Origin of the sequence: Flavobacterium sp. LS1P28 (assembly GCF_003970335.1) — a bacterium.
Classification (GTDB): Bacteria; Bacteroidota; Bacteroidia; order Flavobacteriales; family Flavobacteriaceae; genus Flavobacterium.
The window spans coordinates 1-24,968 of the sequence record NZ_RYDI01000010.1 but is presented as its reverse complement, the minus strand read 5'-3'; the positions used below and the strand labels follow the sequence as shown (position 1 = coordinate 24,968).

Genomic DNA, 24,968 nt, shown 5'->3' with positions numbered 1-24,968 from the left:
AATGCGGAGTGGTAAATTGCGACTCAAAAATTATTTGAGTTAAAAATGAAAGTATAATTCATAACTCACAACCCATAATTACAAAAATGAATTTACTGTTACAAACTTCCCAATCCAATTTACAAGCTCAAATTGCAGTTACTGGCTCAAAAAGCGAAACAAACCGCTTGTTATTGTTACAGGCCTTATTCCCAAACATTACTTTGGCCAATACTTCGAACTCTGATGATAGTGAAGTCATGCAAAAAGCATTGCTAGGAAACGAGGAAATAGTTGATATTCATCATGCAGGAACAGCCATGCGTTTCCTGACCGCTTATTTTGCTGTGAACGAAAGCCGCGAAGTAGTTTTGACTGGTTCTCAAAGAATGACGGAGCGCCCTATAAAAGTTTTGGTGGAAGCCTTGGAACAATTAGGTGCGAAAATAACGTACGAGAAAGAACCAGGATATCCGCCCATTCGTATCAAAGGACAAAAAATAACAGCTTCTAAAGTGAACATTCCTGCCAATGTGAGCAGTCAATACATATCGGCCTTATTATTAGTGGCGCCAAAACTGGAAAACGGTATTGAAATCACTTTGGTTGGTGAAATCACTTCAGTTCCTTATATCAAAATGACCCTGGCTTTGTTGAATGATTTGGACATTAAAACCAGTTTTGAAGGACATGTAATTACTATTTATCCAAAACAAGCAGTAATATCAAAAGTAATGACCGTAGAATCGGATTGGAGTTCGGCATCCTACTTTTTTAGTTTGGTTGCTTTGGCTGAAAATGCTACTGTTTCATTGACCAGTTATACAGAAACCAGTTTACAAGGCGATTCGGCTTTGGTAGAAATCTATAAGCTAATGGGCGTTGAAACGCATTTTGAAGGAAATAAAATGACGCTTACCAAACAAGGGAATTTCATTCCTCAAACTCTAAATCTTGAACTAAATAATACGCCGGATATTGCCCAAACCATTGTTGTTACCTGCCTTGGATTAGGAATTGGTTGCCATCTTACAGGCTTACATACCTTGAAAATTAAAGAAACAGACCGACTGGAAGCACTACGAATTGAGCTAACAAAACTCGGAGCGAGCATATCCGTTACCAATGATAGCTTGACGCTTTTGGCTTCAAGTGAAATCAATCACAACATTAAAATTGCAACTTACAACGACCACAGAATGGCAATGGCATTTGCACCATTAGCGTTGAAAGTACCCATAATCATCGAAAATGCCGAAGTCGTTTCAAAATCATATCCGGATTTTTGGGAAGATTTAAAAAGTTTAGGTTTCGAAATTTCGTAAAAAACCCTCAATTCATTGGGCGAAAAGATGTTTCCCTTTTCCCTCTCCTTTGGAGAGGGCTGGTGTGAGGAAAAATAAATTGCAAAACACTTGACAACGCCTATCTCACAATCGTATATTTGCACACTCGAATTAAGATTGTCATCCTGAGCGCAGACGAAGGACATAACTCATAATTCATAACTTATAACTTTTTAAGATGAAACTATCACATTTTCAATTCGATTTGCCAAAAGAACTTCTTGCTGAATATCCAGCTGAAAACAGAGACGAAGCACGTCTAATGGTTATAGATCGTAAGAAAGGGACTATAGAGCATAAAATGTTCAAAGATGTTATTGATTATTTTGACGAAGGCGATGTTTTAATTCTCAATAATACTAAAGTTTTTCCGGCACGTTTGTATGGTAACAAGGAAAAAACAGGCGCAAGAATCGAAGTTTTTTTACTTAGAGAATTAAATGCAGAGCAAAGACTTTGGGACGTTTTAGTAGATCCGGCCCGAAAAATCAGAATTGGTAACAAATTGTATTTTGGAGATGATGATTCCTTAGTCGCTGAGGTGATAGATAATACTACGTCTCGTGGAAGAACATTGCGTTTTCTTTACGACGGTTCTTATGAAGAATTCAGAAATAAATTAACGGAACTTGGAGAAACTCCAATCCCAAAATACATTTCTAGAGACGTAACTCCGGAAGATGCGGAACGTTACCAAACTATTTATGCCAAAGAAGAAGGATCTGTTGCAGCGCCAACTGCAGGATTGCATTTCTCTAAACATTTAATGAAAAAACTGGAAATCAAAGGAATCAAATTTGCCGAAGTAACCCTTCACGTAGGTTTGGGAACTTTTAATCCGGTTGAGGTTGAGGATTTATCAAAACACAAAATGGATTCCGAGGAATTAAAAATCACTCAAGAAGCATGTGATATTGTAAATAACGCAAAAGTTCATAAAAAAAGAATCTGTACCGTAGGAACAACATCTATGCGTGCCGTAGAAAGTTCAGTTTCGTCACATAATACACTGAATCCTTTTGACGGATGGACAAATAAATTTGTGTTTCCACCTCATGAATTTACGATTCCCACCTGTATGATTACTAATTTTCACACGCCAAAATCAACTTTATTAATGATGGTTTCCGCTTTTTGTGGCCACGATTTAATGAAAAAAGCATACGCAGAAGCAATCGAAAAAGAATACAAATTCTATTCTTACGGTGATGCAATGATGATCATCTAATCTGAATTCATTTCAGTCTAAATAACAAGATCTCGTCAGCAATGGCGAGATTTTTGGTTTATTCCGAGCACAGTTTTATAAGAGTGTGCCCCAAGGGTCGCGCTGTACGCTGTATCTTTATTTTCTTAAAGAAAGAAAATAAAGGATGCCGCTTCCATCCCTCACACAAAACGTTTGGAATATGTGAGGACTTTTTGTGTAAAAAGAAATTTAAAACGGCATCTCAATTTTGTGTCTGAATAAATTTGTTACAGCTATTTTTTTGTCAAGTCGAGCGCAGTCGAGATACCGCGTTGAGTTTTGACTGCGCTCGACTTAATATATATTCTGAAGCCTTAAATTGTAATTTGAAAAGCACCGATACCTGCTTTTTTAGATTTCGTAAGTCAGAGTCTGCATTCTCAGCAATACTCGTGGCTCGTATACTTGCATCTTTAGTTGCCTGAGCAATCATTTTATTTTTAGTTCGGCCAGTTTGATGTACTAATATTCCACGCCAGAATTAATCAATTCACGGGATTGTCACGATAATTTTTCAATTTTGTTTACTTCCTTAGATTGGATACTCACACTTTGAGTTAACGTGAATCCAGCAAAAATTTGCTGTCTCGTAGTTCCGTTTTTGTTATAAGTAGTTTCAAAATCTTTATTGAAATTTCCCGCAGAGAATATCATTTCATAGGCAATAACTCTTTTGCCGGATAAATAGTTTTTTTCTTTTCTCTCTGTCCTCATCCAATGCGACGTTGGCCTTTTTCAAAGTGGTGCTTTTTCACTACTTTTACAAAACAAAATACAAATCATGATTTTCGAAAACACCCTTGAATTTGCAAAACACCTCGATTTACAAGATCCTTTACACAAATACCAAGACGAATTTATTTTTCCGAAGGTACAAGGAAAAAAAGTAATTTATTTTACTGGAAATTCTTTAGGATTGCAGCCGAAACGCACCAAAGCGTATGTAGATGAAGTCATGAATGATTGGGCAAATCTAGCTGTTGAAGGACATTTTTACAGTGAAAAACCATGGTGGGATTACCACGAACGATTCGCAGATCCGTTGAGTAAAATTGTTGGTGCTTTACCAAGCGAAGTTACCGTGATGAATACATTAACGGTAAATCTTCATTTACTGATGGTTTCCTTTTACCAACCTACACAAACCAGATATAAAATTATTTGCGAAGAAAAAGCATTTCCTTCGGATCAATATATGTTTCAAAGTCAGGTCGATTTTCACTCCCAAAACCTGGGGATACAACTCGAGGATGCAATTGTTGAGATTAAGCGTCGCGATGGCGAACACAACATTCGCTTAGAAGATGTGTTGGCAAAAATTGGGGAAGTAGGTGATGAGTTGGCTCTGGTCTTAATTGGGGGAGTCAATTATTACACAGGACAGGTATTTGATATGAAAACTATTACCGCTGCAGGTCATAAAGTGGGAGCCTACGTAGGCTGGGATTTAGCGCACGCCGCAGGAAATATTAAGCTGGAATTGCACGATTGGAATGCGGATTTTGCCGCTTGGTGCAGTTATAAATACATGAATTCAGGGCCAGGAAATGCTTCTGGATGTTTTATTCATAAAAAGCACCACAACAATGCAGCGTTACCCAGATTTGCCGGATGGTGGGGACATAATAAAGAACGTCGTTTTAAGATGGAACAAACCTTTGATCCTATTCAAGGCGCTGATGGCTGGCAAATTAGTAATCTTCCAATACTTTCTCTGGCGCCTTATTTAGCATCTGTAGACATGTTTGATGAAATTGGGATGGATGCTTTGATCCAAAAAAGAGATGCGATCACTTCTTATTTAGAATTCATTCTGCACGAAATAGACAAAGAAGTGGATAGTAGTTTCGAAATTATAACACCGTCAAATCCCACAGAAAGAGCGTCACAATTGTCCGTCTTGCTTCATGGGGAAGGCCGCAGTTTGTTTGATTATTTAATGCAAAATGGAGTAATCACGGATTGGCGTGAACCTAATGTTATCCGCTTAGCGCCAGTGCCTCTGTATACTTCTTTTGAGGATATATATCAATTTGGGCAAATTTTGAAAGCAGGAATTCAGTCTTAAAACGGGCATTAAATAACACAAAAAATAGTTTTAATTTTATAAACGTAATTAACAGGGTTAAGCCTTTCTTTGTATTCGTACTAATTATGAAAATTAAAATTATGAAAGCATTATATTTTATACTAATAGCTGCAGGTATTGTTTCTTGTCAAAATCAAGGAAAAATGGACATTCAAAAAGCCAAACAGGCTACTGTAGACTCCATGAAAGTTGAAATCGAAAAACAAAGAGTGATCGACTCCATGCAGGTAGAAATGGTTAAAATCCAGGAAGCTAAAGTAGAAACTCAAAAAGAAGTAGTTGTTGTGGATCAACAAACAGCGGGGACTACTACAAAAAATAAAGGTTGGAGTGGTGCTGCAAAAGGAGCCGTAATTGGTGCCGGCGTTGGTGCCGCCACAGGGGCAATCATCAGTAAGAAAAAAGGACAAGGTGCTATAATAGGTGGTTTAGCCGGTGCGGGAGTAGGGGCAGGTACAGGCGCTATTTTAGATAGTAAAAAACAGTAAATAGATTTTTCAATATAGCTTGGAGTGTTTAAGTTCAAAAAGAATTTAAACACCCCTTTTTATTTAGCGCTATCTAGTTTAATAGGAATCCATATTAGTTATAATTTCGTTCGCCTTAACTTTGATTTTATACATTTCTTCCGGATTCATTTTGTTCAATAAATTCATCATCATTGCCATGCGTTGGTTCCCTTTGAAATACTCTTTTTTCTCATCAAGGAAATTCCAATACAGCGTATTGAAGGGACAGGCTTTGTCGCCAAATTTCTCTTTGACATTGTAGTGGCATTTAGAGCAATTATTACTCATTTTGTTGATGTAACTTCCAGAGGAAACATAGGGTTTTGTGGCAATTATTCCGCCATCGGCATATTGTGACATCCCGCGTGTGTTGGGCATTTCAACCCATTCAATCGCATCAATATACACGCCCAGATACCAAGCGTCTACTTCGTCAGGATGAATTTGTGTCAGTAGTGTAAAATTCCCAATAATCATAAGTCTTTGGATGTGGTGCGCGTAGGCTTCATCTAAACTTTGATTAATCGCGTGGCTCATGCAATTCATTTTGGTTTTACCTGTCCAGAAAAAATCAGGAAGCTTGTTTTTGTTTTGCAAGACATTCATTTTAGCATAATCAGGCATTTCTTTCCAGTATATTCCTCTTATATATTCGCGCCAGCCTAAAATTTGACGCACAAAACCTTCTACTTGTGAGATAGTTATTTCTATTTCATTGTCATGATAAAAAGCAATCACGGTCTCGAGGACTTCCTTTGGCGAAAGCATTTTGCTATTCATGGCAAAAGACAAACGAGAATGGAAAAGGAATTTTTCATCGGTATGCATTGAATCTTCGTAATCACCGAAATGTTTCAACAGATTTTTACAGAAATAATCTAAAACCTCGAACGATTGCTCGCGCGAAGTAGGCCAACTGAAATTATCTAAATCGATGTTTCCAAAAGTGATGATCCCAGCTTCTTTAATTTGGGCAACAACTTTAGAAACATTGGTGTGAAAATTCTTTTCAGAAGGCACAGGAACTTCTCCTTTGTATTTTTTGCGATTATCGGCATCAAAATTCCATTGATTTCCCACAGGAGTTGACCCATTCATTAACAAATGATGTTTTTTACGCATGCTGCGATAAAAATTTTCCATCAGCAACAGCTTTTTACCCTCAAAAAAATCGGAAAGGTCATGACGCGTAGTGTAAAAATGCTCGGAGTCAAAAGCTTCTGATTCTATTTTTAGATTGGAACAAATTGTTTTTAGTTGTTGGTCCAATCGGTATTCATCAGGGAATTGATATTCAAATTTTTCGATTTTATATTTTTCGACACAGAAAGCAATAATTTTTTCTAGATCCTGAGGATTATCGCCATCAGTAATTTGAAAATATAAGGCTTGATGTTCCTGTGATTGTAGGGCTGTGTAAAAATTTCTCATCGCCATAAAAAAGGCCACCACTTTTTGAATGTGATGTTTTACATACGCTGTTTCCTGACGCATTTCGGCCAGCACATAAATAGTGTTATGATCTTTCTCCACCAACCAGGAGTGTTTTAAATTGAGTTGATCTCCAAGGATTAATCGTAGTTTTTTCATTTTTATTTTTTGTAAAAGGAAACAGTAGAAACTTCTTTTCGGGCATATTCAAAACGGTCGATAAGTTTGGGTAAACAATAGCCATCAAGGCCGTTTAGCGCCACAACATTGCCTTTATCAATTTGTAACCACCCATCTTTATGTATTAATTTCTCCTCAAAAAATAAATTTTCGATAGCTGCAATTACATGAATTGTATTGTTTTCCTGGATGTAATATTCATTTAGATATTTACAATGCAACTGCACAGGGCTTCCTTTTACAAAAGGAGTTTCAATATTGGTCTTGTATTCTTCTTCTAGGCTTGTTTTATCAAATTCAGAAACGCCTAAATCATAATTTGCGGAGGTATGATGCGCATCGGCAATCATGTCAGCAGTGATGTGATTTACCGTAAAATAACCAGTCTCTTTTATATTTTTGTAGGTGTCTCTGGGAACGGTTGTGGGTCGCATAATGAATCCAATTATGGCAGGATTACTGCCTAAATGTGTGATACTGCTAAAAATTGCTACGTTAGTGTTTCCGTCCAATGATTTTGTAGCAAGAAGATTCGCTGATTTATAACCCGTGCACGAATTGATTAAATTCAGTCTTTCAATTTTTTCCATTTTGGAAATAGCTTCTTTAGAAATATGTTTCATCTTTTTACTTTTGAACAAATATACTTTTTGTTTAATTAAAATGTAAATAAATCAAACAAAATAACAAATAGGGCTCAATTATTTATTTTGAACAAACACATTATAAGTAAATTGTTCTAATTGACTTCTAAATCTTATATATTTGTTGCCAATTTATGTAAAGATGCAAACACTTAAAAAGGTCCTTCTGGTTTTACTTTCTTTATTGTTTCTTTCAGCAATAGTTGTGTTGATTTATGGGTTTTATTTAAAGCCAACCTATGAAGGGGAACTAAAACTTAAAAATATTGGAAAGGAAACCACAGTTTATTTTGATGAATTTGGAGTGCCCCATATTTATGCGGCAAGTTCAAGGGACGCTATGGTTGTGTTGGGTTACGTACATGCGCAAGAACGATTGTGGCAAATGGAATTGATGCGGCGTATTGCTCCGGGACGATTGTCAGAAATTTTTGGACCAGTTGCATTGAAAAGTGATCTGTTTTTTGCCGGATTAGGAATCGAAGAAGCTTCCACAAAAGCAATCGCAGCTTTAGATAAGAAAAGTTCCAGTTATCTATTGACAATGGACTATCTAGAGGGGATAAACCAATATATGGCAGAGGGAACTACGCCAATAGAATTCAGTTTAGTTGGTGTCAAAAAAGAAAAGTTTACCATAAAAGACGTCTACAATATTTTTGGATACATGTCTTTTAGTTTTGCTATGGCCCATAAGTCAGATCCTTTGTTGACGGATATTCGGAACAAGTACGGTATGGACTATCTCAAGGATTTTGGCATTGACGGTTCATTTAATACCACAAAAATAAAAAATGCAAAACATAAGCCACAGGAATATGCTGCTATTTCAAAATCAGTAGCCTCACTTTTAGACCAATCCCCTATCCCACCCTTTATAGGAAGCAACAGCTGGGTTCTTTCTCCAAAGAAAACTAAAAAAGGAAAAGTGATTTTTGCCAATGATCCACATATTGGGTTTTCGCAACCCGGAACTTGGTATGAAGCGCACTTAGTAACTCCGGATTTTGAATTGTACGGTTGTTATTTAGCAGGTACTCCATTCCCATTATTGGGACATAACCGTAACTATGCGTACGGATTAACCATGTTTGAAAATGATGATATTGATTTGTACCAAGAAGAAAATAGTCCTGGAAATGCGACCGCTTACAAAACACCAACGGGGTATAGGAATTATGAAATTCGCCGAAAAATTATAAAAATAAAAGATTCTACTGATGTGGTTTTGAATGTAAAAGTGAGTCGTCACGGGCCTATCATGAATGACTTAATTGTAGGGCTGGATAAGGACAAACCAGTGGCAATGTCTTGGATTTATACCCAACAACCCATACGAATTCTGGACGCAGTGTATAGGCTTTCGCACGCTGAAAGCAAGGAAGATTTTCTAAAAGGAGTGGCTCTGATAGCCGCACCGGGACTGAATGTTATGTATGGTGACTCCAAAGGAAATATTGCATGGTGGGCAACAGGAAAATTATACAAGCATAATGAAGGCGTGAATCCGAATTTTATTTTGGATGGGGCGAGCGGGAAAGACGATATCAAGGAATATTTGGATTTCTCCAAAAATCCTTCAGCGGTGAATCCAAAATGGAATTACGTGTATTCAGCCAATAATCAACCAGAGGCAATAGACGGATTTTTGTATCCGGGCTATTACCTTCCTGAAGACAGAGCCAAACGAATCACGCAATTATTGAATAAAAAAACAAAATGGAATAAGGCAACTGTAGGCAGCATGATTTTTGATAATACATCACCAGTTGCGCCTGACGTTGTAGCACGTTTAATTTCGAATCTGGATTACACAACGCTTTCAAATAATGAAAAAGAAGCCTTTGCTGTTTTGAAAAAATGGAAAGGTTCTAATAATCTGGATGATGTAGCACCCACAATCTATAATAAATGGATTTTTAATTATTTAAAAAATACTTTTGAGGACGAACTGGGAGCTGCTAATTTCAAGCAGTTTTTAGGCACGCATATCATGAAGCAAATGATCGCCAGACAACTTGAAAACAAAAACTCACTGTGGTGGGATAATATCAATACAAAAAACCATTCGGAAACAAGGCGAGAAATCGTGTCGCTATCGTTCAAGGAATCGATTGCTGCTTTAGAAAAACAATTGGGCAATTCCGTATCAGCTTGGACCTGGAACAAAGTACATACTCTGGAACATCAGCATCCGTTGGGTAAAATTGCAGCTTTAAGAACTATATTTAATGTTGGTCCATTTGAAGTTTCAGGTTCAACGGAAGTGATTAATAATTTGTTTTTTGATTATACCGAAACGGGTCAGTATCAAGTAAAAGGCGGGCCTTCAACACGAAGAATTATTGATTTCTCAGACATTGAAAATAGCTGGGCCATTTTGCCAACGGGACAATCCGGAAATCCATTCAGTGCACATTATAACGATCAGGCGGAATTGTATAATTCAGGAAAATTCAGAAGAATGAAACTGAACGAAAAGGAGATTGTTAGGACTTCTACAAAATTGGTGTTTATTCCCTATAAAAAATGATTGTTTTTTAAAGTTATTAAAACATTAAATCAGTAATTTTGCCTAACTTTTTATAAAAAATTAATGCAAACTCCCCGAAAAATAGCAGTTGTAGGCTCTGGACTAGTCGGATCTTTACTAGCTATTTACCTTCGTAAAGCAGGTCATACTGTTCATATTTACGATAGAAGTCCAGATATCAGGAAGATACAATTTTCAGGACGTTCTATCAACTTAGCGATGTCTAATCGCGGCTGGAAAGCCTTAGATGGAGTTGGAGTAGGTGATGCTGTTCGAGCGATCGCAATCCCCATGAAAAAACGGGCAATTCATTTAGTGGATAAGCTTAATTTTCAAAATTATGGTCAGGAAGGCGAATCCATTGATTCAATTTCGAGAGGAATTTTAAACCGAAAAATGATCGATTTGGCGGAAGCCGCAGGAGCAGAGTTCTTTTTTGAGCACAAAATTTGGGATGTAACTCTAGAAAATGCCACGCTTCATATAGGCGAAACCGAAAGAGGTGCATGGGAAGATAAAAAATACGATATGGTTTTTGGCGCTGATGGTGCTTTTTCAAGAATTCGTCACCGCATGCAGCGCCAGAGTATGTTCGATTATTCGCAAGAATTTCTACCTATTGGATATAAAGAATTAAATATTCCGGCAAACGGGGATGGATCACATAAATTGGATAAAAATTCGTTTCATATCTGGCCACGAGGAGAATATATGTTGATTGCCTTGCCCAATTTAGACGGAAGCTTTACCTGTACTTTATTCATGCCCTTTGAAGGAGAAAATTCCTTTGATTCCTTAAAGGACAGGAAGTCAGTAGAAGCTTTTTTTGAAAAAAATTTACCGGATACGGTTGATGTTATTCCAAAATTAGCAGAAGATTTTTTCCGGAACCCAACCAGTACATTAGTAACCATGAAGTGTTTTCCTTGGACGTATGAGGATAAGGTTGCCTTGATTGGGGATGCGAGTCATGCCATTGTACCTTTTTACGGACAAGGAATGAATGCCGGTTTTGAAGATATTTCAGTGCTGTATGAAATGATTGAAAAGTACGGAGATGATTGGAAATCTATTTTTTCCGAATATCAAAAATCCCGTAAACAAAATGCCGATGCTATTGCAGAGCTTTCCTATCGAAATTTTTTAGAAATGAGCTCTAAGACTGCAGATGAAAACTTCCTTTTGCAAAAGAAAATTGAAAAATCATTTTCAGACAAGCACCCTGAAAAATGGATTCCGCTATACAGTCGTGTAACATTTAGTGATCGGCCTTATACAGAAGCGTTGGCTATAGGTGATTATCAAAATGCAATTATGGAAGAAATTTTAAAAATGGAAAATATCAAAGAAATCTGGGATTCAGAAGTAGTTGAAAAGACCATTTTAGAATTATTAAAATAAAAAAAGGACTCTATTCAGAGTCCTTTTTGGTGTTATTTATCTTTTGTTGCCGGTTTCAGTAGGACTCGTAAGGTGCTGTCATTATTGAAATAGCTGAACGTCCAATTGATAAAAATAGAAAGTTTGTTTTTGACGCTCAAAATCAACATAAGGTGGATAAACATCCAGGTAAACCAAGCCAATCTTCCTTGGAAACTAAATTTTGGCAAATCGACCACCGCTTTTCGTTTCCCTACTGTAGCCATAGAACCCTTATCATGATACTCGTATTCGATTTGAGGTTTGTTTTTTAGACTTAGTTTGAAGTTTGTGGCTAATACTTTTCCTTGTTCTATAGCAACACTGGCTACTTGCGGATGACCATTGGGATATTTAGGAGTAGCCATGAATGAAATATCACCAAGGGCATACACGTCTTCGAGGTTTTCTATTTTATTAAATCGGTCAACAAGATAGCGATTTCCTCTGGTAATACTTTCTTTGGGAATGCCTTCCAGGGTGTTTCCTGTAATTCCTGCTGCCCAAATCACATTTCTGGATGCAATCGTGTCTCCGTTTTGCAGGCTTACGGTCTTACCGTTGTAATGGCTTACAATAGTATCCGTTTTTACAATGACACCTAGTTCCTCCAGATATTTACGAGACGTTTTTTGGGAATCTTCACTCATTGGATTCAATACGTTCGGAGATCCTTCAAGAATATAAATGGTGAGTTTCGAAAAATCTTTGTCCGGATAATCTTTTGGCAAAATATTTTTTTTCATTTCTGCCAAAGCTCCTGCAAGTTCTACTCCGGTAGGGCCTCCGCCAACAATCACAAAGTTCATTAGCGATTGTAGCTCTTCTGGTGAAGCAATTAAGGCATCTTCAAAAGTTTGTAGAATTTGGTTGCGAAGTTGGATCGCTTCCGGTACCGATTTCATGGGAAATGCAAATTTTTCTATTTCAGCATTTCCAAAATAATTAGTCGTGCATCCAAAGGCAATTATCAAATGGTCGTACTCAAAATCAGCAATAGAGGTTTGTACTATTTTGTGCTCCGGATCAATACGAAGTACATCAGCTATTCGAATGCGGACATTTTTCGAATGCTGAAATACTTTTCGTAACGGAAATGAGATACTGGCAGGTTCAAGCCTTGCTGTGGCTACCTGGTACATCAAGGGTTGAAATTGATGGTAGTTGTTTTTGTCAATCAGTAAAACATCAAAATCTGTATTTTCTAAATCTTGAGCCAAACGCAATCCAGCAAAGCCAGCGCCAACTATTATAATTTTTTTTTGAACTTTCATACTTTTTTTATTGAAAGTATGAAGATACAAATTATATAAGGGTTAGTCTGCTCTATTAACTTTTTCTAAAGAAAATGAAGGTTTGCAAATAGCTAAATATTCACAGACTTCATTAAAAGGATCGGAATAGTGCACACGGGTATTCTTCTCTATTTTTATGGACTGTCCTGCTGTAAGAACCACGGTCTCGCCTTCAATTATAAATTGTTTTTATTTCCCTTCTTTAGCAATACCACTAAAATCGCCTTTTATGTCCATCATTAAAACAGGAATCCCAAAAGAGGATAGTTGTTATGAAAGAACTTGGATCGTTTTGGTTTTCCCCGTTCCAGTAGCTCCGGCAATTAACCCATGACGGTTTAAGGTTTTTAAGGGAATTTTTATGGGTGCATTTGCTAGAGCTTCTCCGCCTAATAGTACTCCTCCAAAGTCATACTCTCTCCTTTTGAAAGGTACCCACGCGTTATGTCTTGTATAAAATCTTCTTTTCTGGTCATGATAAGTTTGAATTAAAAGGATTTGTAAGCTGCTATTAGTATCCTAAAATAGGAAATTATGGGGTATAATGCAGTTTTCCTGCTTTTTTACTCTTAATAATAAAAAAATATATTTTTGACTGCTTTTAAACGGTTATTGAAAATTTATGTTAATATTTCTTAAAAATGTATTTTTTTTTTTGTAAAACGAATGATTTCCTTATAGATTTTGATATATATGCAATGAGTAAATTGCTAAATGTTTGTTTGAAATAAAATTAATGACAATAAAATTAAAAAAAGTTTTTTTATTTGAACTAAAAATATAAATTTGCTCCACTACAAGTTTATTATAACTAAAATAAATTATTTAAAACTATTAAAATTAAAAAAAATGGCAAACGTTAAAAAAGAAAAGAGTTCAAACGGAGGAGGAATGATTTCAGGAATCATTATTGTGGCATGTGTATTTGTAGGATGGTTGATTTGGAATTTTATAATGGGAGATGGTGCCAATTTTGAAGGCGGAGTAAATACAGGACACCCAATACCGGGTAATTATTTGGCAATGGTATACAAAGGAGGTCCAATTGTACCAGTTTTGATGGGTTTATTGTTGATGACTGTTGTTTTTTCTTTTGAAAGATATTTTGTGATTTCAAAAGCAGCTGGATCAGGAAACTTAGATCAGTTTATGAAAAAAGTACAAGATGATATTAAAGAAGGGAATATTGATGGAGCTATCGCTTTGTGTGATAAACAAAAAGGATCTGTTGCAAATGCAATAAAATCAGCTTTGATCAAATACCAAGATGTTAAAAAAGAAGGATTCAATAGCGAAGAAGCTGCTGAAACAATTCACAAGGAAATCGAAGAGGCTACTTCATTAGAAATGCCAATGTTAGAGAAAAATATGACTATTATTTCATCTTTGGTTTCTTTAGGAACTCTTGCAGGATTATTAGGTACGGTAACAGGGATGATTAAAGCGTTTGGAGCATTAGCTAGTGCAGGTACTCCTGATCAAGCGGCTCTTGCAAATGGTATTTCTGAAGCACTTATCAACACTGCAACTGGAATTTCGACTTCAGTATTAGCAATCGTTTCGTATAACTTCTTTACTTCTAAAATTGATGATTTAACCTATTCTATTGATGAAGCAGGTACTACAATTGTAAATACTTACAGAAGATTTAGAGGAAGCTTAAAACAATAATAATTTTTTTGACGTCATGTGCGTCAAAATAAAATATAAAAAAGATAATGGCTAAACTAAAAATGTCAAAAAAGTCAACGTCAATTGACATGACTGCGATGTGTGATGTTGCGTTTCTTTTGCTTACGTTCTTTATCTTGACCGCTACAGCTAAAGTACCAGAAGCATTGCCGGTAGACACGCCTTCTTCTACAGTTCAGACAAAATTGCCTGAGACAGATTTGGCTACAATTACTATTGGAAAAGGAAAAGTATTCTTTGATCTAAAAGGAAGAGAAGTTCGTAAAAAAACGTTAGAATTAATGGGTCAAAAATATGGTGTTGAATTCTCAGCTGATGATGCTGATAAATTTGCACTGATGGATGGTTTTGGTGTGCCAATTCAAAGTTTGAAGCAAATCATAGAGATGAAAGCTGCAGACAGAGGAAAAGCAAACCAACCAGGTATTCCAAAAGATTCACTTGATAATCAATTAGCGGATTGGATACAAAATGCTCGTATTGCCAATATTGAAATTGCTGATAAAGAATTGCAAATAGCCATAAAAGGGGATGCAAAAGAAGAATATCAGGCAATTAAAAAGGTGATGGATATTTTACAAGATCAAAAAATCAATAGCTTTAATTTAGTTACTGGTTTAAGAGGAGAAGATTTTTAATTAAAAAACATACACTACAATGGCTGAATTAAATACCGGCGACGGTGGAGGCGGAAAAGGTGGTAAAGTAAGAAGTAAAAAACAAAATTCAAAAGTAGATTTAACTGCTATGGTGGATTTGGCATTCTTATTGATCACATTTTTCATGCTGACTACTACGTTGTCAAAACCCCAATCAATGGATTTGGGGTTGCCAGATAAAGAAGACGATCCTAAAATAAATAAGGACATTAAAGTAGATGAAAATCGTACTTTAACAATTATGCTTGGTGAGAACAATAAGGTGGTATATTACATGGGTTTATTGGCTACGCCAATTGCAGGTCCAAAAGATATTGCCTATGGAAAAAACGGAATTCGTAAAGAATTATTGGCTAGAAAAAAATCAGTAGTGGAGCATACTGGAAACAAAGACAAAGGAGTTATTGTGATCATCAAGCCAAGTAAGAAATCTAATTATCGTAACTTAGTTGATATACTTGATGAAATGGCAATTGTTGGCGTTCCAACTTATGCAATTGTAAATGATTTTTCACCTGAGGAAACAAAATTGTTAGAAGGTAAATAAGATTTTAATCTAATAGCCTAATAACCTAATAATTAAGAAAAATGAAATTAGATATATTTAAAAACCAATGGCTGGATATCGTTTTTGAAGGGCGAAATAAAAGTTATGGAGCGTATGAACTAAGAAAAGAAAATAATAAGACCTCAGTGAGAGCGCTTATTGTTGGAAGTATTCTTTTTAGTTTGGCCGTTAGTGCCCCTCTTATTGCTAGTCTGCTTCCGGATACATCTGATGTAGAGGAAAATAGAGATATTAAAATTACAGCAGTAAAGTTGCCGCCAAAGCAAGAAAAGCCTAAAGAAAACATCCCGCCACCACCACCTCCACCTCCAAAAGTGGATCAGGTTAAATTTGTGAAACCTGTTGTAGCAAAAGCGGAAGAAGTTACAGAAGAACCACCCAAAATTGTTGAAATTAAAGACAAAAAATTAGGTGCAGTGACCATAAAAGGTGATCCAGATGCAGTATTGACTGTAGAGCCTGTAGGTACAGGTACTGCCGCGGTAGTAGAAGAAGTAGATAACCAAATTTACAACACTGCCGGGATTGAGGTTAAACCTGATTTTCCAGGTGGGATAGAGAAATTTTACAAGTATGTGGGTAATAATTATCAAACTCCTGAAGAAGACGGGTTGAATGGTAAAGTATATGTTACTTTCGTAGTAGAGAAAGATGGTTCTTTAACCGATATTAAAGTAATTAGAGATATTGGTTATGGTACAGGGAAAGAGGCGATTCGTGTTTTGAAAAAGTCTCCTAGATGGACTCCGGGTGAACAAAACGGTAAAAAAGTCAGAGTGCTGTATTCTTTACCAATTACAATTCAAACGGCAAATTAATGTTAAAGAGCATACGTATTAATATTCAGAAGAAATCGCTCAAAGAGCGATTTCTTCTCGTTTTAGGAATTATGTTTTTTTTAGTTTATCTGGTTTTGGGTTTATTTATTATCTTTATGAAAGAATTTCCCATAGTAATGGATACTGGATATAGAATAGCATTTGGTTTGCTTCTTATTGTATATTCTTTTTTTAGATTCATCCGACTTATTAATAATACCAACTAGATCATGAAAAAAACAGCTATAATTCCGTATTTTATTTTTCTTTCTTTGTTTGCATTTCTTTTTGCATGTAAAAAAACGGAAGGATCTAAGGAAAATAAAGAAACTATTTTAAAAGGTTCTACAATGATACTAGTTGATGAAACATTACAACCTGTGATTGAGGATCAGATAGCGGTTTTTGAAAGTGTGTATCCTGCAAAAATAACGTTGAATGCTAAATCTGAAAAAGAAGTGCTCCGATCATTGCTAAATGATTCATTAAGTATTGCCATTTTATCCAGAAAATTAAATGCTGAGGAAAATAAGATTTTTGAGGGTAAAAAAATTATTCCAAAAGTGACTCCTTTCGCTACTGATGGGATTGCTTTAATCGCAAATGAGAAAATTAAGGATACCTTAGTCGCTTTAAATGACATTATAGCCTTTCTGCAAGGGAAGTCTCAAACGGCAATAAAGGGATTGGTTTTTGATAATCCAAATTCCAGTACTGTTCGTTATATGAATGAATTAGCGGGTGTGTCAGAACTTCCGAAAAAGGGGATTTTTTCTTTTAAAACCAATGAAGAGGTAATAAAGTATGTGTCTGAAAATGAAGGAATGATTGGAATAGTGGGGCTAAACTGGCTTTATCAACCTTCTGGAATTATGAAAGATATTGTAAAAAAAATTAAGGTGCTTAGCGTTAAAAGTACTACTGGAAATCAATATTATCCGCCATCGCAAAATAATATTGCAGAGGGAACCTATCCTTTGGCACGTGATTTGTATATAATAAATTGTCAGGGTTCTTCTGGATTAGGAATGGGTTTTGCCTCTTTTGTAGCAGGTGAAAGAGGACAGCGGATAATACTTAAATCTGGTTTACTGCCGGTACGAACACCGAGTAGATTAATTCAGGTTAGAAAAAAAATATACAATGATAAAAATTAAATTAACTACAATGAAAATGAATAAATTAAAAACGTTTAGTGTTGCATTATTAGCATCGGCATTTGCAAGTCAAGCGCAAGATATTGATCAAGCAAAAAAAGCGATCGATGCAGAACAGTTCGAAAGTGCGAAGGCAATTTTAAAATCAATTATTAAGGAGAATCCATCTAATGGAGCTGCTTTTTTTACTTTAGGGAATGTATATCTTACTCAAAATGTAGAAGATTCCGCCAAAATTTATTTCCAAAAAGGATTAACAGCTTCTGATGAAGCTAATTTGAATTACATTGGCTTAGGTCAAATGGATTTAGATAACAATGATGTTGCGGCAGCTCAAGCAAAATTTGTATTGGCCACCAAAGACATGAAAAGAAAGGATTTTGCAGAGTACGTTTACCAAGCAAGAGCCTATATGAATGCTGAAAAGCCCGATTATAAAAATGCAATCGCTATTTTGAATCGCGCTGCCATAAAAAATGCAGATGATGCACAGTTACAGCTTGCCCTTGGTGATGCTTACTATGGTGATAGCAAACAAAATGAAGCTTATGTAGCTTATAGAAGTGCTTTTCAAGCAGATAATTCTTTGCTAAGAGCAAAAATGCAACTGGGTGTTTTGCTTAAAGGAGCAAAATCGTATGACGAAGCTTTAAAAGCTTATGAAGAGGTTATTGCTATTAATCCTAACTATGGACCAGTGTATAGAGAATTAGCGGAGACTTATTATAAAATTGCACGTAATAAACCTTCTCAAGCGGCTGTGAATTATAAAAAAGCAATTGGCTATTACGATAAATATATGGCTTTAACCGATTACTCGATTAACTCTAGAATGCGTCGAGCTGATTTTCTAATCTTGATAGAGGATTATGTTGCACTGGAAGCGGAAGCTAACAAAATGATCGAATTGGACAAAGTTAATCCAAGAATCTATCGTTATTTAGGATATGCGGCTTATGAAAATGGAAATGTTGATTTAGCTTTGAAATCATTGGAAAGTTTTATCGCTTCCCCAACTAATAAAGTAATCGCTAAAGATTATTTGTATTTAGGTTTGACTAAAATTAAAAAAGGGACTAGCGAAGATGGATTAGCTATAGACTCCGTTGCTTTTGATTCAGGAATGAAAGGTCTTAAAAAAGCAATCGAAATGGAGCCATTAGCGGTTCAAGATTTGAGTGATATTGGTAAAAAATTATTTTCTCAAAAACTATACAAAGAATCTGCAGCTGTATTTGAATCTGGAGCCAGTTCTCCTGAGTCTACTAATTATCTGGATGACAACGTCTATTTTGGTCTAGCGAATTACTATGCCAATATTAACAAAAAGGAAGGCGAAAAAGTAGATGCAATTGCTTTGCAAAAAGCAGATGCTGCTTTTGATAAAGTATTAGTTGCTTCTCCTACTTATTTAGAAGCATACTTGTATAAAGCAAGAACCAATAGATTACTTGAAAAAGATGACTTGATGGTGAAAAATTATGAAGATTATCTTTTAAAAACAATGGAATTAGGTGCTGAGGAAATAGCAAAACCTGCAGTAAAAACTAAGTTTATTGAATGTTACAATAATATGGCAGCCAGTTTTGCTAATACAGACAAGCCTAAAGCTATTGAATATTTCAAAAAAACATTAGCATTAGACCCTGCTAATAATTATGCAACAGAATCAATAAAAATTTTGAAACAATAAGAATTTGTCTCAATATCAAAAACCGATAGTCTTTGGCTATCGGTTTTTTTGTGCTCCTATTTTAGGATCGTTGTATTCAGAGTTGGATTAATTATTTTAAAACGGTTTAATACACGCCTTTTTTGGCTTATTGAAAGTTTATCATTTTAGTCTGTGTTTGCAAATGGACTCCTTTTCTAATTAACTATCTTTGCACTTTAAAATTAAAGAATGTTATCAAAAGAAATACAGTTAGAAGTTAATAAAGGTGCAATGCTTCCTTTAATGGAAGAATTTTACACCATTCAAGGGGAAGGATACCATACCGGAACAGCTGCGTACTTTATTAGAATTGGCGGATGTGATGTAGGTTGTCATTGGTGTGATGTTAAAGAAAGCTGGAATGCGGCGCTACACCCGCCAACTAGTATTGATCAAATTGTTGCCAATGCAAGTAAATATTCAGAAACTGTTGTGGTTACTGGTGGGGAACCACTGATGTGGGACATGAGCTTGCTAACACAAAAGCTAAAAGATAGTGATAGAAAAGTGCACATAGAAACTTCTGGGGCTTATCCGCTTACGGGAACTTGGGATTGGATTTGTTTGTCGCCAAAGAAAAACAAATTACCAACTCAGACGGTGTATGATAACGCACAGGAATTAAAAGTGATTATTTACAATAAACATGATTTTATTTTTGCCGAAGAGCAAGCTGATAAGGTAAATGAGAATGCCATTTTATTTCTTCAACCGGAATGGAGTAAAAAAGAAGAAATGACTCCGTTAATTGTTGATTATGTAATGAACAACCCAAAATGGCGTGTCTCGTTGCAAACACATAAATATTTGAATATTCCTTAATACTTAAAAACCTCATATAGCAAGTGCTGTTTGGGGTTTTGAATTAAAACAGATACTGATTAATTTTCGGAAGGCTTACTTCTTGTTAGCAGATTCCCTAGCCCAGATAGTAGCGACATCCTTTTTTTTTCATTTTTTTAATGAGAAAAAAAGATATAGCGAATAGCTGGAAATAGCTCCTTATACTACCAACCTTTTTCTTTTTTCAATTCGGTAATATGCGCTAAGTGGTGGTTTCCATGCCAAGCATAGGTTCCAATTATTTCCTTCAATTGAATAACGGTATTATGTTCGGGATGTATAAAAGATTTTTCAAGATCTGCTTCAGAAAGACTGTTCATTATATATGCCAAACGAAAATGCAATCCGTCAAGAAATGAAAGTGTGGGTTGAATGGGCATCGTTAAATTATCATGTAATTCTGCCCAACAATCTTCGTGATACGCTTTTATTAGCGGTTTATTTTCAGTTAATGTCCATTTAATTCTAACGAAACAATTCATGTGACTGTCGGCGCAATGGTGAATGACTTGACGAATCGTCCAGCCATCCTGAGGGTATGGTGTCTCTAGTTGTTCCTCTGTCAAATGAATGACTTCGTTTTTCAATCGTTCTGGAAAACTTGCGATTTCTTTTATTTTATTATGGAGATATTCACTTGAATAGATCTCGGGTCTGATAAATTTCCCAATAGGATAACGTAATTTTTCCACCGCTGAATTTCTCATACTAAGTAGCTTTATGTGTTTTCTAAATGGAAAGTTTTGCTAAATAGTCGAAATGTTCGCCTTCAAGAATCAACTCGCATTTTAGTCCATTATCTAAAGCTGCATTTTGCAAAGTGTTGTAATCAATGAACATCCAGTCAAATGGTTTTTCTTTCTCGCCTTTGTAGGAGATATTAAAAACGATTTCTCCATAATATTCCTTTTGGGAAGGAATCCACTTTCCGCCATCTTCATCGTCATCAAACATATAAATTATATCAGAACTGTCTAATAGAATTTGTCCGCCAGGATTCAATAATGATTTTAGTTTTAAAAGGAAATTCGGGATGTTTTTAAGTTTACCGCACATTCCCGCACCATTCATCAATAGGAGTATGGTGTCGTACTTTTCATTTTCTAATGTCAGTACATCTTGAACTTTTGCTTTTTTCAATCCACGCAAGGTACACGCTTGAATAGCATTTGCTGAAATATCAATAGAGGTCACGTCTAGATTGCGTTCGTTTTGCAAAGATAAACTATGGCTTCCTGCGCCACAGCCAACATCCAGGATTTTACCTTTGGCAAGTTGTAACGCTTTTTGTTCCATTTGGGGCATTTCATCATAAGAACGAAACAAGTAGGCAACGCTCATTTCATCTTCTTCAGATATTGTAGTTTCCGTAATTAAATCTTCGGGTGAATTATTGGTTTGAAAATCAAGTATGGCTTTGCCAAAAAGGTCTTTCATCTTTTTTTGTTTAAAGTTTAAGGTTAAAGGATTCAAGTTTGTTACTTTTGTGGTTCCAACTTTAAACTTTAAATTTGAAACATATTTTAAACAATCTCCCTAAGGAAGCCAAAGATAAGCATATCGAAAACAAAAAGTATTTTGATAAGCTGAAAAAAAAGACACCAAAGAATTTGGATTACGTGATGCAAGATTTGCATGATGCTGAATTCAAGAAAACGGATTGTTTAAAGTGTGCTAATTGTTGTAAAACTACGGGACCATTATTTACGGATGCCGACATTGAGCGTGTTTCAAAATACCTACGCCAAAAGCCACAACAGTTTATCCAGCAATACCTTCAAATCGATGAAGACCGAGATTATGTTTTGCAAAGTGTACCCTGTACTTTTCTCGATGATGAAAATGCGTGCATGATATATGACGTACGTCCAAAAGCGTGTAGAGAATTCCCGCATACGGATCGAAAAAAATTCCAACAAATTACAGACTTAACCCTGAAAAACGTAGCGATATGCCCGGCAGCGTTTAATATTGTAGAGGAAATGAAAAAGAAAATGCCGCTTTAAAAATTTTCTATTTTGTCTCCCTCTGCTTTGTAGAGTCCCGTCCCGAAACTTCGGGATCGGAAGGGGGTGGGAATTAGTATATCAAATATTTCATTCTCATTGCTTTAAACTCGATAAGTCCTTTCTGCCAGCTTTTTCTGATTTCATTTTCGGAAATTCCATTTTCTATTTGCTGTTGCAGTTTTTTAGTTCCTGCAAGTTTGGTAAAAAAAGGATTGAAGAATTTCGATTTTTCCGTTGTGCTTTGATAGGCTTGAATCAACCATTTTAATTCTAGTTTACTGACCTTTGTATGTGTTGATAAATCTTCCCCATAACATTTCACGCCATTGTAAACTGGATTTTGTGCACCAAAATTTGGTTTGGGTATAAAACTAAAATCACTTTTTGGTAGATACGGAGAGCCATAAATCTGAAATTGTTTTTCAGTTCCACGACCCACACTTACATTTGTGCCTTCAAACAGACACAAACTTGCATAAAGATTCACGGCTTGATCATTTGGAAGATTCGGTGAAGGTTTTACAGGTAAACTATAATTCATTTTTCGGTTGTAATTAATACACGGAATAACGGTCAATTTGCATTGAATGCCATTTTTCAGCCATTTCTTCCCATTAATCATTTGTGCATATTCGCCAATTGTCATTCCATGAAACAAAGGAATTGGATGCATGCCTACAAAACTGGTAAATTCTGGCTCAAGAATTGGACCGTCGACTATACTTCCATTCGGATTTGGTCTGTCAAGAACTAAAAGCGGAATGTTGTTTTCAGCGCAAGCTTCCATGATGTAATGTAACGAGGAGATGTAAGTATAAAACCGTGCGCCTACATCTTGCAAGTCGAAAATCATGATATCGATTCCAGCGAGGTGTTCTTGTTTTGGTTTTTTATTATCACCGTATAGAGAAATAATTGGCAGCCCGGTTTTAGAATCTTTTCCATCAACCACATGTTCTCCCGCATCAGCAGTGCCACGAAAACCATGTTCTGGAGCAAAAATAGTTTGCACATTGATATTTTTGGAAAGTAAAAAATCAACAAAATGGGTTTTGTCAGATAGAATTCCCGTTTGATTGGTTACAATTCCTGTTGTTTTATTTTCTAACAGAGAAATATATTTTTCGTAATTATCGGCTCCCGTTTTAAATATTGGTATTTGATGTGGTCTAAAAAATGGTTGGAAATGGATTTTTGGCAAGCTATCCGTACTGCTGCTATACTGATTGTTTTTTGTAGAACTTCCACAAGAGGATTGTACAACTAATGTCAATAATAAGAGGTAAGTATAGCTAAAATATTTCATAGTACTATTTTTGATCTGTTTAAATCTGTTTAATCTGTGGCAAAAAACTTTATGTATCTTTGTTGCAAACTATAAATTTTGAATTTAGAATATTTCATAGCCAAAAGACTCATAACTGCTAAAGATTATAAAAGTAGCATATCTGCTCCAATTATAAAAATTGCTATTTCAGCAATTGCAATTGGTATGATTATGATGATTATTTCGGTAGCGACAGGAATTGGACTGCAACAAAAAATCCGAGAGAAGGTTGCGGCTTTCAACGGACACATCGTTATTTCCAATTATGACAACAATCAATCCGAAGTCACGGTAGTTCCAATTTCTAAAAAACAAGATTTTTATCCAAAATTTACTGCTGTTCCTGAAGTGGAGCATATTCAAGCCATTGCCAGTAAAGCAGGAATTATTAGAACCGAAACCGCTTTCGAAGGAATTATTTTCAAGGGAGTGGGGAATGATTACAAATGGGATAATATAAAAGAGTATCTGGTTTCAGGCAAATTACCTGATTATTCAAAAAATGTGAATCAAGAAGTGTTATTGTCTCAATTCCTTGCCAATAGGTTGAATTTGAAAGTAGGAGATCTGTTCAATACATTCTTCATCAAAGAAAATCAAAATCAGTTGCCCAATATTCGGAGATTTAAAATTACAGGAATCTTCAATTCCGGTTTTCAGGAATTCGATGCAACCTATATAATAGGAGATATTCGTCACATGCAGCGTATCAATAAATGGACTCCGGATCAAATTGGTGCTTTCGAAGTTTTTGTTGACGATTTTAATACTATCGAAGCTACCGGAGAACAAGTCTATGCACAAACAGCTTCTACATTAGATAGTAAAACCATACTAGAAAAATACAGCTATATATTTGAATGGCTTCAGCTATTCGATTTTAATATCATCGTTATATTAGTTGTCATGATTCTTGTGGCCACAATCAACATGGTGGTTGCACTATTAGTATTAATTCTCGAACGAACCCAAATGATAGGAATCCTAAAAGCGTTAGGAGCCAATAATTGGTCCGTCCGGAAAATATTTCTATATAATGCCTTCTATCTTATCGTAAGAGGGCTTTTCTGGGGAAACTTAATCGGAATAGCACTATTGTTACTCCAGCAACAATTTGGCGTGATCCAGTTGAATCCAGAAAACTATTATGTAAACCAAGCACCAGTTTATTTAAATTGGGGATATATCCTAGTGCTAAACCTACTTACTGTGACCGTTTGTTTTTTTGTATTATTAATTCCGTCCTATATAATAACTAAAATTTCTCCAGTCAAAGCCATACGTTTCGATTAGATTATCATTAGTGCGTTCCCATTTATAAAAAAGAGAGGCTATTATCAATATCGATAGTAGCCTCTCTTTTTTATAAACGGTCGGGCTATCCGCTACAAGTCCTCATAAAGTTGCGTTACACTCCACTTTCTTGCGGGCTTTCCACTACTATCCCTAACGCGAAGATTTGGAAACCAGAATATTTTGTTGTTTTGCCGCAAGTAATTGTAGCTTG

22 protein-coding genes and 2 pseudogenes are annotated in these 24,968 nt (G+C 35.7%); 15 read left to right on the top strand and 9 right to left on the bottom strand.

Going from position 1 to position 24,968, the window contains the following annotated elements; all coding sequences use genetic code 11:
- The first annotated feature begins 86 nt into the window (after positions 1–86).
- Together aroA and queA are read left to right on the top strand one after the other, a co-directional pair.
- Entirely contained in the window at positions 87–1,304 is a 1,218-nt protein-coding gene (aroA, locus tag EKL97_RS09110; RefSeq protein WP_126568697.1) for a 3-phosphoshikimate 1-carboxyvinyltransferase, read from the top strand.
- 199 nt (positions 1,305–1,503) lie between these two features.
- Positions 1,504–2,553 carry a tRNA preQ1(34) S-adenosylmethionine ribosyltransferase-isomerase QueA gene (gene queA / locus EKL97_RS09105; RefSeq protein WP_126453091.1) on the top strand — a complete coding sequence of 350 codons (1,050 nt, stop codon included), beginning with the start codon at positions 1,504–1,506 and terminating at the stop codon, positions 2,551–2,553.
- Between the two features lie 522 nt (positions 2,554–3,075).
- On the opposite strand, the gene EKL97_RS09100 is transcribed toward queA, so the two are convergent.
- A complete protein-coding gene (locus EKL97_RS09100) occupies positions 3,076–3,288 on the bottom strand; it encodes a hypothetical protein (protein ID WP_126568696.1) in 213 nt (70 codons plus the stop codon).
- 67 nt (positions 3,289–3,355) lie between these two features.
- On the opposite strand from EKL97_RS09100, the gene kynU reads away from it, so the two are divergent.
- Positions 3,356–4,642, top strand: a complete 1,287-nt coding sequence (gene kynU / locus EKL97_RS09095; protein WP_126568695.1) for a kynureninase — start codon at positions 3,356–3,358, stop codon at positions 4,640–4,642.
- Between the two features lie 101 nt (positions 4,643–4,743).
- Positions 4,744–5,151, top strand: a complete 408-nt coding sequence (locus tag EKL97_RS09090; RefSeq protein WP_126457412.1) for a glycine zipper family protein — start codon at positions 4,744–4,746, stop codon at positions 5,149–5,151.
- Between the two features lie 78 nt (positions 5,152–5,229).
- Here the strand turns inward: EKL97_RS09090 and EKL97_RS09085 are convergent, their stop codons facing one another.
- Positions 5,230–6,762, bottom strand: a complete 1,533-nt coding sequence (locus EKL97_RS09085; RefSeq protein WP_126568694.1) for a cryptochrome/photolyase family protein — start codon at positions 6,760–6,762, stop codon at positions 5,230–5,232.
- A gap of 2 nt (positions 6,763–6,764) precedes the next feature.
- A complete protein-coding gene (locus EKL97_RS09080) occupies positions 6,765–7,406 on the bottom strand; it encodes a flavin reductase family protein (protein WP_126516167.1) in 642 nt (213 codons plus the stop codon).
- A 163-nt stretch (positions 7,407–7,569) separates the two neighbouring features.
- Here EKL97_RS09080 and EKL97_RS09075 point away from each other — a divergent pair, with 163 nt between their 5' ends.
- The gene (locus tag EKL97_RS09075) at positions 7,570–9,960 is read left to right on the top strand and encodes a penicillin acylase family protein (protein WP_126568693.1); all 2,391 of its coding nucleotides are present in this window, start codon (positions 7,570–7,572) and stop codon (positions 9,958–9,960) included.
- 63 nt (positions 9,961–10,023) lie between these two features.
- Positions 10,024–11,361, top strand: coding sequence for an FAD-dependent oxidoreductase (locus EKL97_RS09070; RefSeq protein WP_126457409.1), 1,338 nt, complete (start codon positions 10,024–10,026; stop codon positions 11,359–11,361).
- A 32-nt stretch (positions 11,362–11,393) separates the two neighbouring features.
- On the opposite strand, the gene EKL97_RS09065 is transcribed toward EKL97_RS09070, so the two are convergent.
- The 3 genes and pseudogenes from EKL97_RS09065 to EKL97_RS09060 form a co-directional block, all read right to left on the bottom strand.
- Positions 11,394–12,653, bottom strand: coding sequence for an NAD(P)/FAD-dependent oxidoreductase (locus tag EKL97_RS09065; RefSeq protein ID WP_126457408.1), 1,260 nt, complete (start codon positions 12,651–12,653; stop codon positions 11,394–11,396).
- Positions 12,654–12,695: 42 nt separating this feature from the next.
- Positions 12,696–12,863: pseudogene (locus EKL97_RS16090) on the bottom strand (cupin); the annotation flags it as partial.
- Positions 12,864–12,869: 6 nt separating this feature from the next.
- A pseudogene (locus EKL97_RS09060) lies at positions 12,870–13,150 on the bottom strand (helicase HerA-like domain-containing protein); the annotation flags it as partial.
- A 373-nt stretch (positions 13,151–13,523) separates the two neighbouring features.
- Between EKL97_RS09060 and EKL97_RS09055 the strand changes: the two are divergent.
- The 7 genes from EKL97_RS09055 to EKL97_RS09020 all read left to right on the top strand — a co-directional run bounded on the left by EKL97_RS09055 (position 13,524) and on the right by EKL97_RS09020 (position 20,104).
- Complete coding sequence (locus tag EKL97_RS09055; RefSeq protein ID WP_126453117.1) at positions 13,524–14,345, top strand: MotA/TolQ/ExbB proton channel family protein; 822 nt, start codon at positions 13,524–13,526, stop codon at positions 14,343–14,345.
- Between the two features lie 47 nt (positions 14,346–14,392).
- Positions 14,393–15,004, top strand: coding sequence for an ExbD/TolR family protein (locus tag EKL97_RS09050; protein WP_126457407.1), 612 nt, complete (start codon positions 14,393–14,395; stop codon positions 15,002–15,004).
- Positions 15,005–15,023: 19 nt separating this feature from the next.
- Entirely contained in the window at positions 15,024–15,572 is a 549-nt protein-coding gene (locus tag EKL97_RS09045; RefSeq protein WP_126453123.1) for an ExbD/TolR family protein, read from the top strand.
- Positions 15,573–15,613: 41 nt separating this feature from the next.
- On the top strand, positions 15,614–16,411 hold the full coding sequence (locus EKL97_RS09040; RefSeq protein WP_126457406.1) for an energy transducer TonB: 798 nt from the start codon (positions 15,614–15,616) through the stop codon (positions 16,409–16,411).
- Positions 16,412–16,641: 230 nt separating this feature from the next.
- Positions 16,642–17,568, top strand: coding sequence for a PstS family phosphate ABC transporter substrate-binding protein (locus tag EKL97_RS09030; RefSeq protein ID WP_126568692.1), 927 nt, complete (start codon positions 16,642–16,644; stop codon positions 17,566–17,568).
- A complete protein-coding gene (locus tag EKL97_RS09025) occupies positions 17,555–19,261 on the top strand; it encodes a tetratricopeptide repeat protein (RefSeq protein ID WP_317125238.1) in 1,707 nt (568 codons plus the stop codon). The genes EKL97_RS09030 and EKL97_RS09025 overlap by 14 nt, the downstream gene beginning before the upstream one ends.
- A gap of 210 nt (positions 19,262–19,471) precedes the next feature.
- Positions 19,472–20,104, top strand: a complete 633-nt coding sequence (locus EKL97_RS09020; RefSeq protein WP_126457404.1) for a 7-carboxy-7-deazaguanine synthase QueE — start codon at positions 19,472–19,474, stop codon at positions 20,102–20,104.
- Positions 20,105–20,289: 185 nt separating this feature from the next.
- Here the strand turns inward: EKL97_RS09020 and EKL97_RS09015 are convergent, their stop codons facing one another.
- The gene (locus EKL97_RS09015) at positions 20,290–20,832 is read right to left on the bottom strand and encodes a YfiT family bacillithiol transferase (RefSeq protein WP_126568691.1); all 543 of its coding nucleotides are present in this window, start codon (positions 20,830–20,832) and stop codon (positions 20,290–20,292) included.
- A 22-nt stretch (positions 20,833–20,854) separates the two neighbouring features.
- Positions 20,855–21,562 (bottom strand): class I SAM-dependent methyltransferase, encoded by a 708-nt coding sequence (locus EKL97_RS09010; RefSeq protein ID WP_126457402.1) that lies wholly within the window; start codon positions 21,560–21,562, stop codon positions 20,855–20,857.
- 74 nt (positions 21,563–21,636) lie between these two features.
- Here EKL97_RS09010 and EKL97_RS09005 point away from each other — a divergent pair, with 74 nt between their 5' ends.
- Positions 21,637–22,131 (top strand): YkgJ family cysteine cluster protein, encoded by a 495-nt coding sequence (locus tag EKL97_RS09005; protein WP_126555029.1) that lies wholly within the window; start codon positions 21,637–21,639, stop codon positions 22,129–22,131.
- 73 nt (positions 22,132–22,204) lie between these two features.
- Here the strand turns inward: EKL97_RS09005 and EKL97_RS09000 are convergent, their stop codons facing one another.
- The gene (locus EKL97_RS09000) at positions 22,205–23,440 is read right to left on the bottom strand and encodes an exo-beta-N-acetylmuramidase NamZ domain-containing protein (protein ID WP_126568690.1); all 1,236 of its coding nucleotides are present in this window, start codon (positions 23,438–23,440) and stop codon (positions 22,205–22,207) included.
- Positions 23,441–23,518: 78 nt separating this feature from the next.
- On the opposite strand from EKL97_RS09000, the gene EKL97_RS08995 reads away from it, so the two are divergent.
- Positions 23,519–24,754: an ABC transporter permease gene (locus EKL97_RS08995; protein ID WP_126457400.1), complete on the top strand. Its 1,236-nt coding sequence runs from the start codon at positions 23,519–23,521 to the stop codon at positions 24,752–24,754.
- The last annotated feature ends 214 nt before the right edge of the window (positions 24,755–24,968 follow it).

Bases quoted from the DNA above. Each gene is read 5' to 3' on its own strand.
- EKL97_RS09040 (WP_126457406.1), top strand. From the start codon at position 15,614: ATGAAATTAGATATATTTAAAAACCAATGGCTGGATATCGTTTTTGAA.
- EKL97_RS09010 (WP_126457402.1), bottom strand. From the start codon at position 21,562: ATGAAAGACCTTTTTGGCAAAGCCATACTTGATTTTCAAACCAATAAT.
- EKL97_RS09020 (WP_126457404.1), top strand. From the start codon at position 19,472: ATGTTATCAAAAGAAATACAGTTAGAAGTTAATAAAGGTGCAATGCTT.
- EKL97_RS09050 (WP_126457407.1), top strand. From the start codon at position 14,393: ATGGCTAAACTAAAAATGTCAAAAAAGTCAACGTCAATTGACATGACT.
- kynU (WP_126568695.1), top strand. From the start codon at position 3,356: ATGATTTTCGAAAACACCCTTGAATTTGCAAAACACCTCGATTTACAA.
- EKL97_RS09065 (WP_126457408.1), bottom strand. From the start codon at position 12,653: ATGAAAGTTCAAAAAAAAATTATAATAGTTGGCGCTGGCTTTGCTGGA.
- EKL97_RS09070 (WP_126457409.1), top strand. From the start codon at position 10,024: ATGCAAACTCCCCGAAAAATAGCAGTTGTAGGCTCTGGACTAGTCGGA.
- aroA (WP_126568697.1), top strand. From the start codon at position 87: ATGAATTTACTGTTACAAACTTCCCAATCCAATTTACAAGCTCAAATT.
- EKL97_RS09090 (WP_126457412.1), top strand. From the start codon at position 4,744: ATGAAAGCATTATATTTTATACTAATAGCTGCAGGTATTGTTTCTTGT.
- EKL97_RS09000 (WP_126568690.1), bottom strand. From the start codon at position 23,440: ATGAAATATTTTAGCTATACTTACCTCTTATTATTGACATTAGTTGTA.
- EKL97_RS09055 (WP_126453117.1), top strand. From the start codon at position 13,524: ATGGCAAACGTTAAAAAAGAAAAGAGTTCAAACGGAGGAGGAATGATT.
- EKL97_RS09080 (WP_126516167.1), bottom strand. From the start codon at position 7,406: ATGAAACATATTTCTAAAGAAGCTATTTCCAAAATGGAAAAAATTGAA.
- EKL97_RS09025 (WP_317125238.1), top strand. From the start codon at position 17,555: ATGATAAAAATTAAATTAACTACAATGAAAATGAATAAATTAAAAACG.
- EKL97_RS09015 (WP_126568691.1), bottom strand. From the start codon at position 20,832: ATGAGAAATTCAGCGGTGGAAAAATTACGTTATCCTATTGGGAAATTT.
- queA (WP_126453091.1), top strand. From the start codon at position 1,504: ATGAAACTATCACATTTTCAATTCGATTTGCCAAAAGAACTTCTTGCT.
- EKL97_RS09030 (WP_126568692.1), top strand. From the start codon at position 16,642: ATGAAAAAAACAGCTATAATTCCGTATTTTATTTTTCTTTCTTTGTTT.
- EKL97_RS09045 (WP_126453123.1), top strand. From the start codon at position 15,024: ATGGCTGAATTAAATACCGGCGACGGTGGAGGCGGAAAAGGTGGTAAA.
- EKL97_RS09100 (WP_126568696.1), bottom strand. From the start codon at position 3,288: ATGAGGACAGAGAGAAAAGAAAAAAACTATTTATCCGGCAAAAGAGTT.
- EKL97_RS09085 (WP_126568694.1), bottom strand. From the start codon at position 6,762: ATGAAAAAACTACGATTAATCCTTGGAGATCAACTCAATTTAAAACAC.
- EKL97_RS09075 (WP_126568693.1), top strand. From the start codon at position 7,570: ATGCAAACACTTAAAAAGGTCCTTCTGGTTTTACTTTCTTTATTGTTT.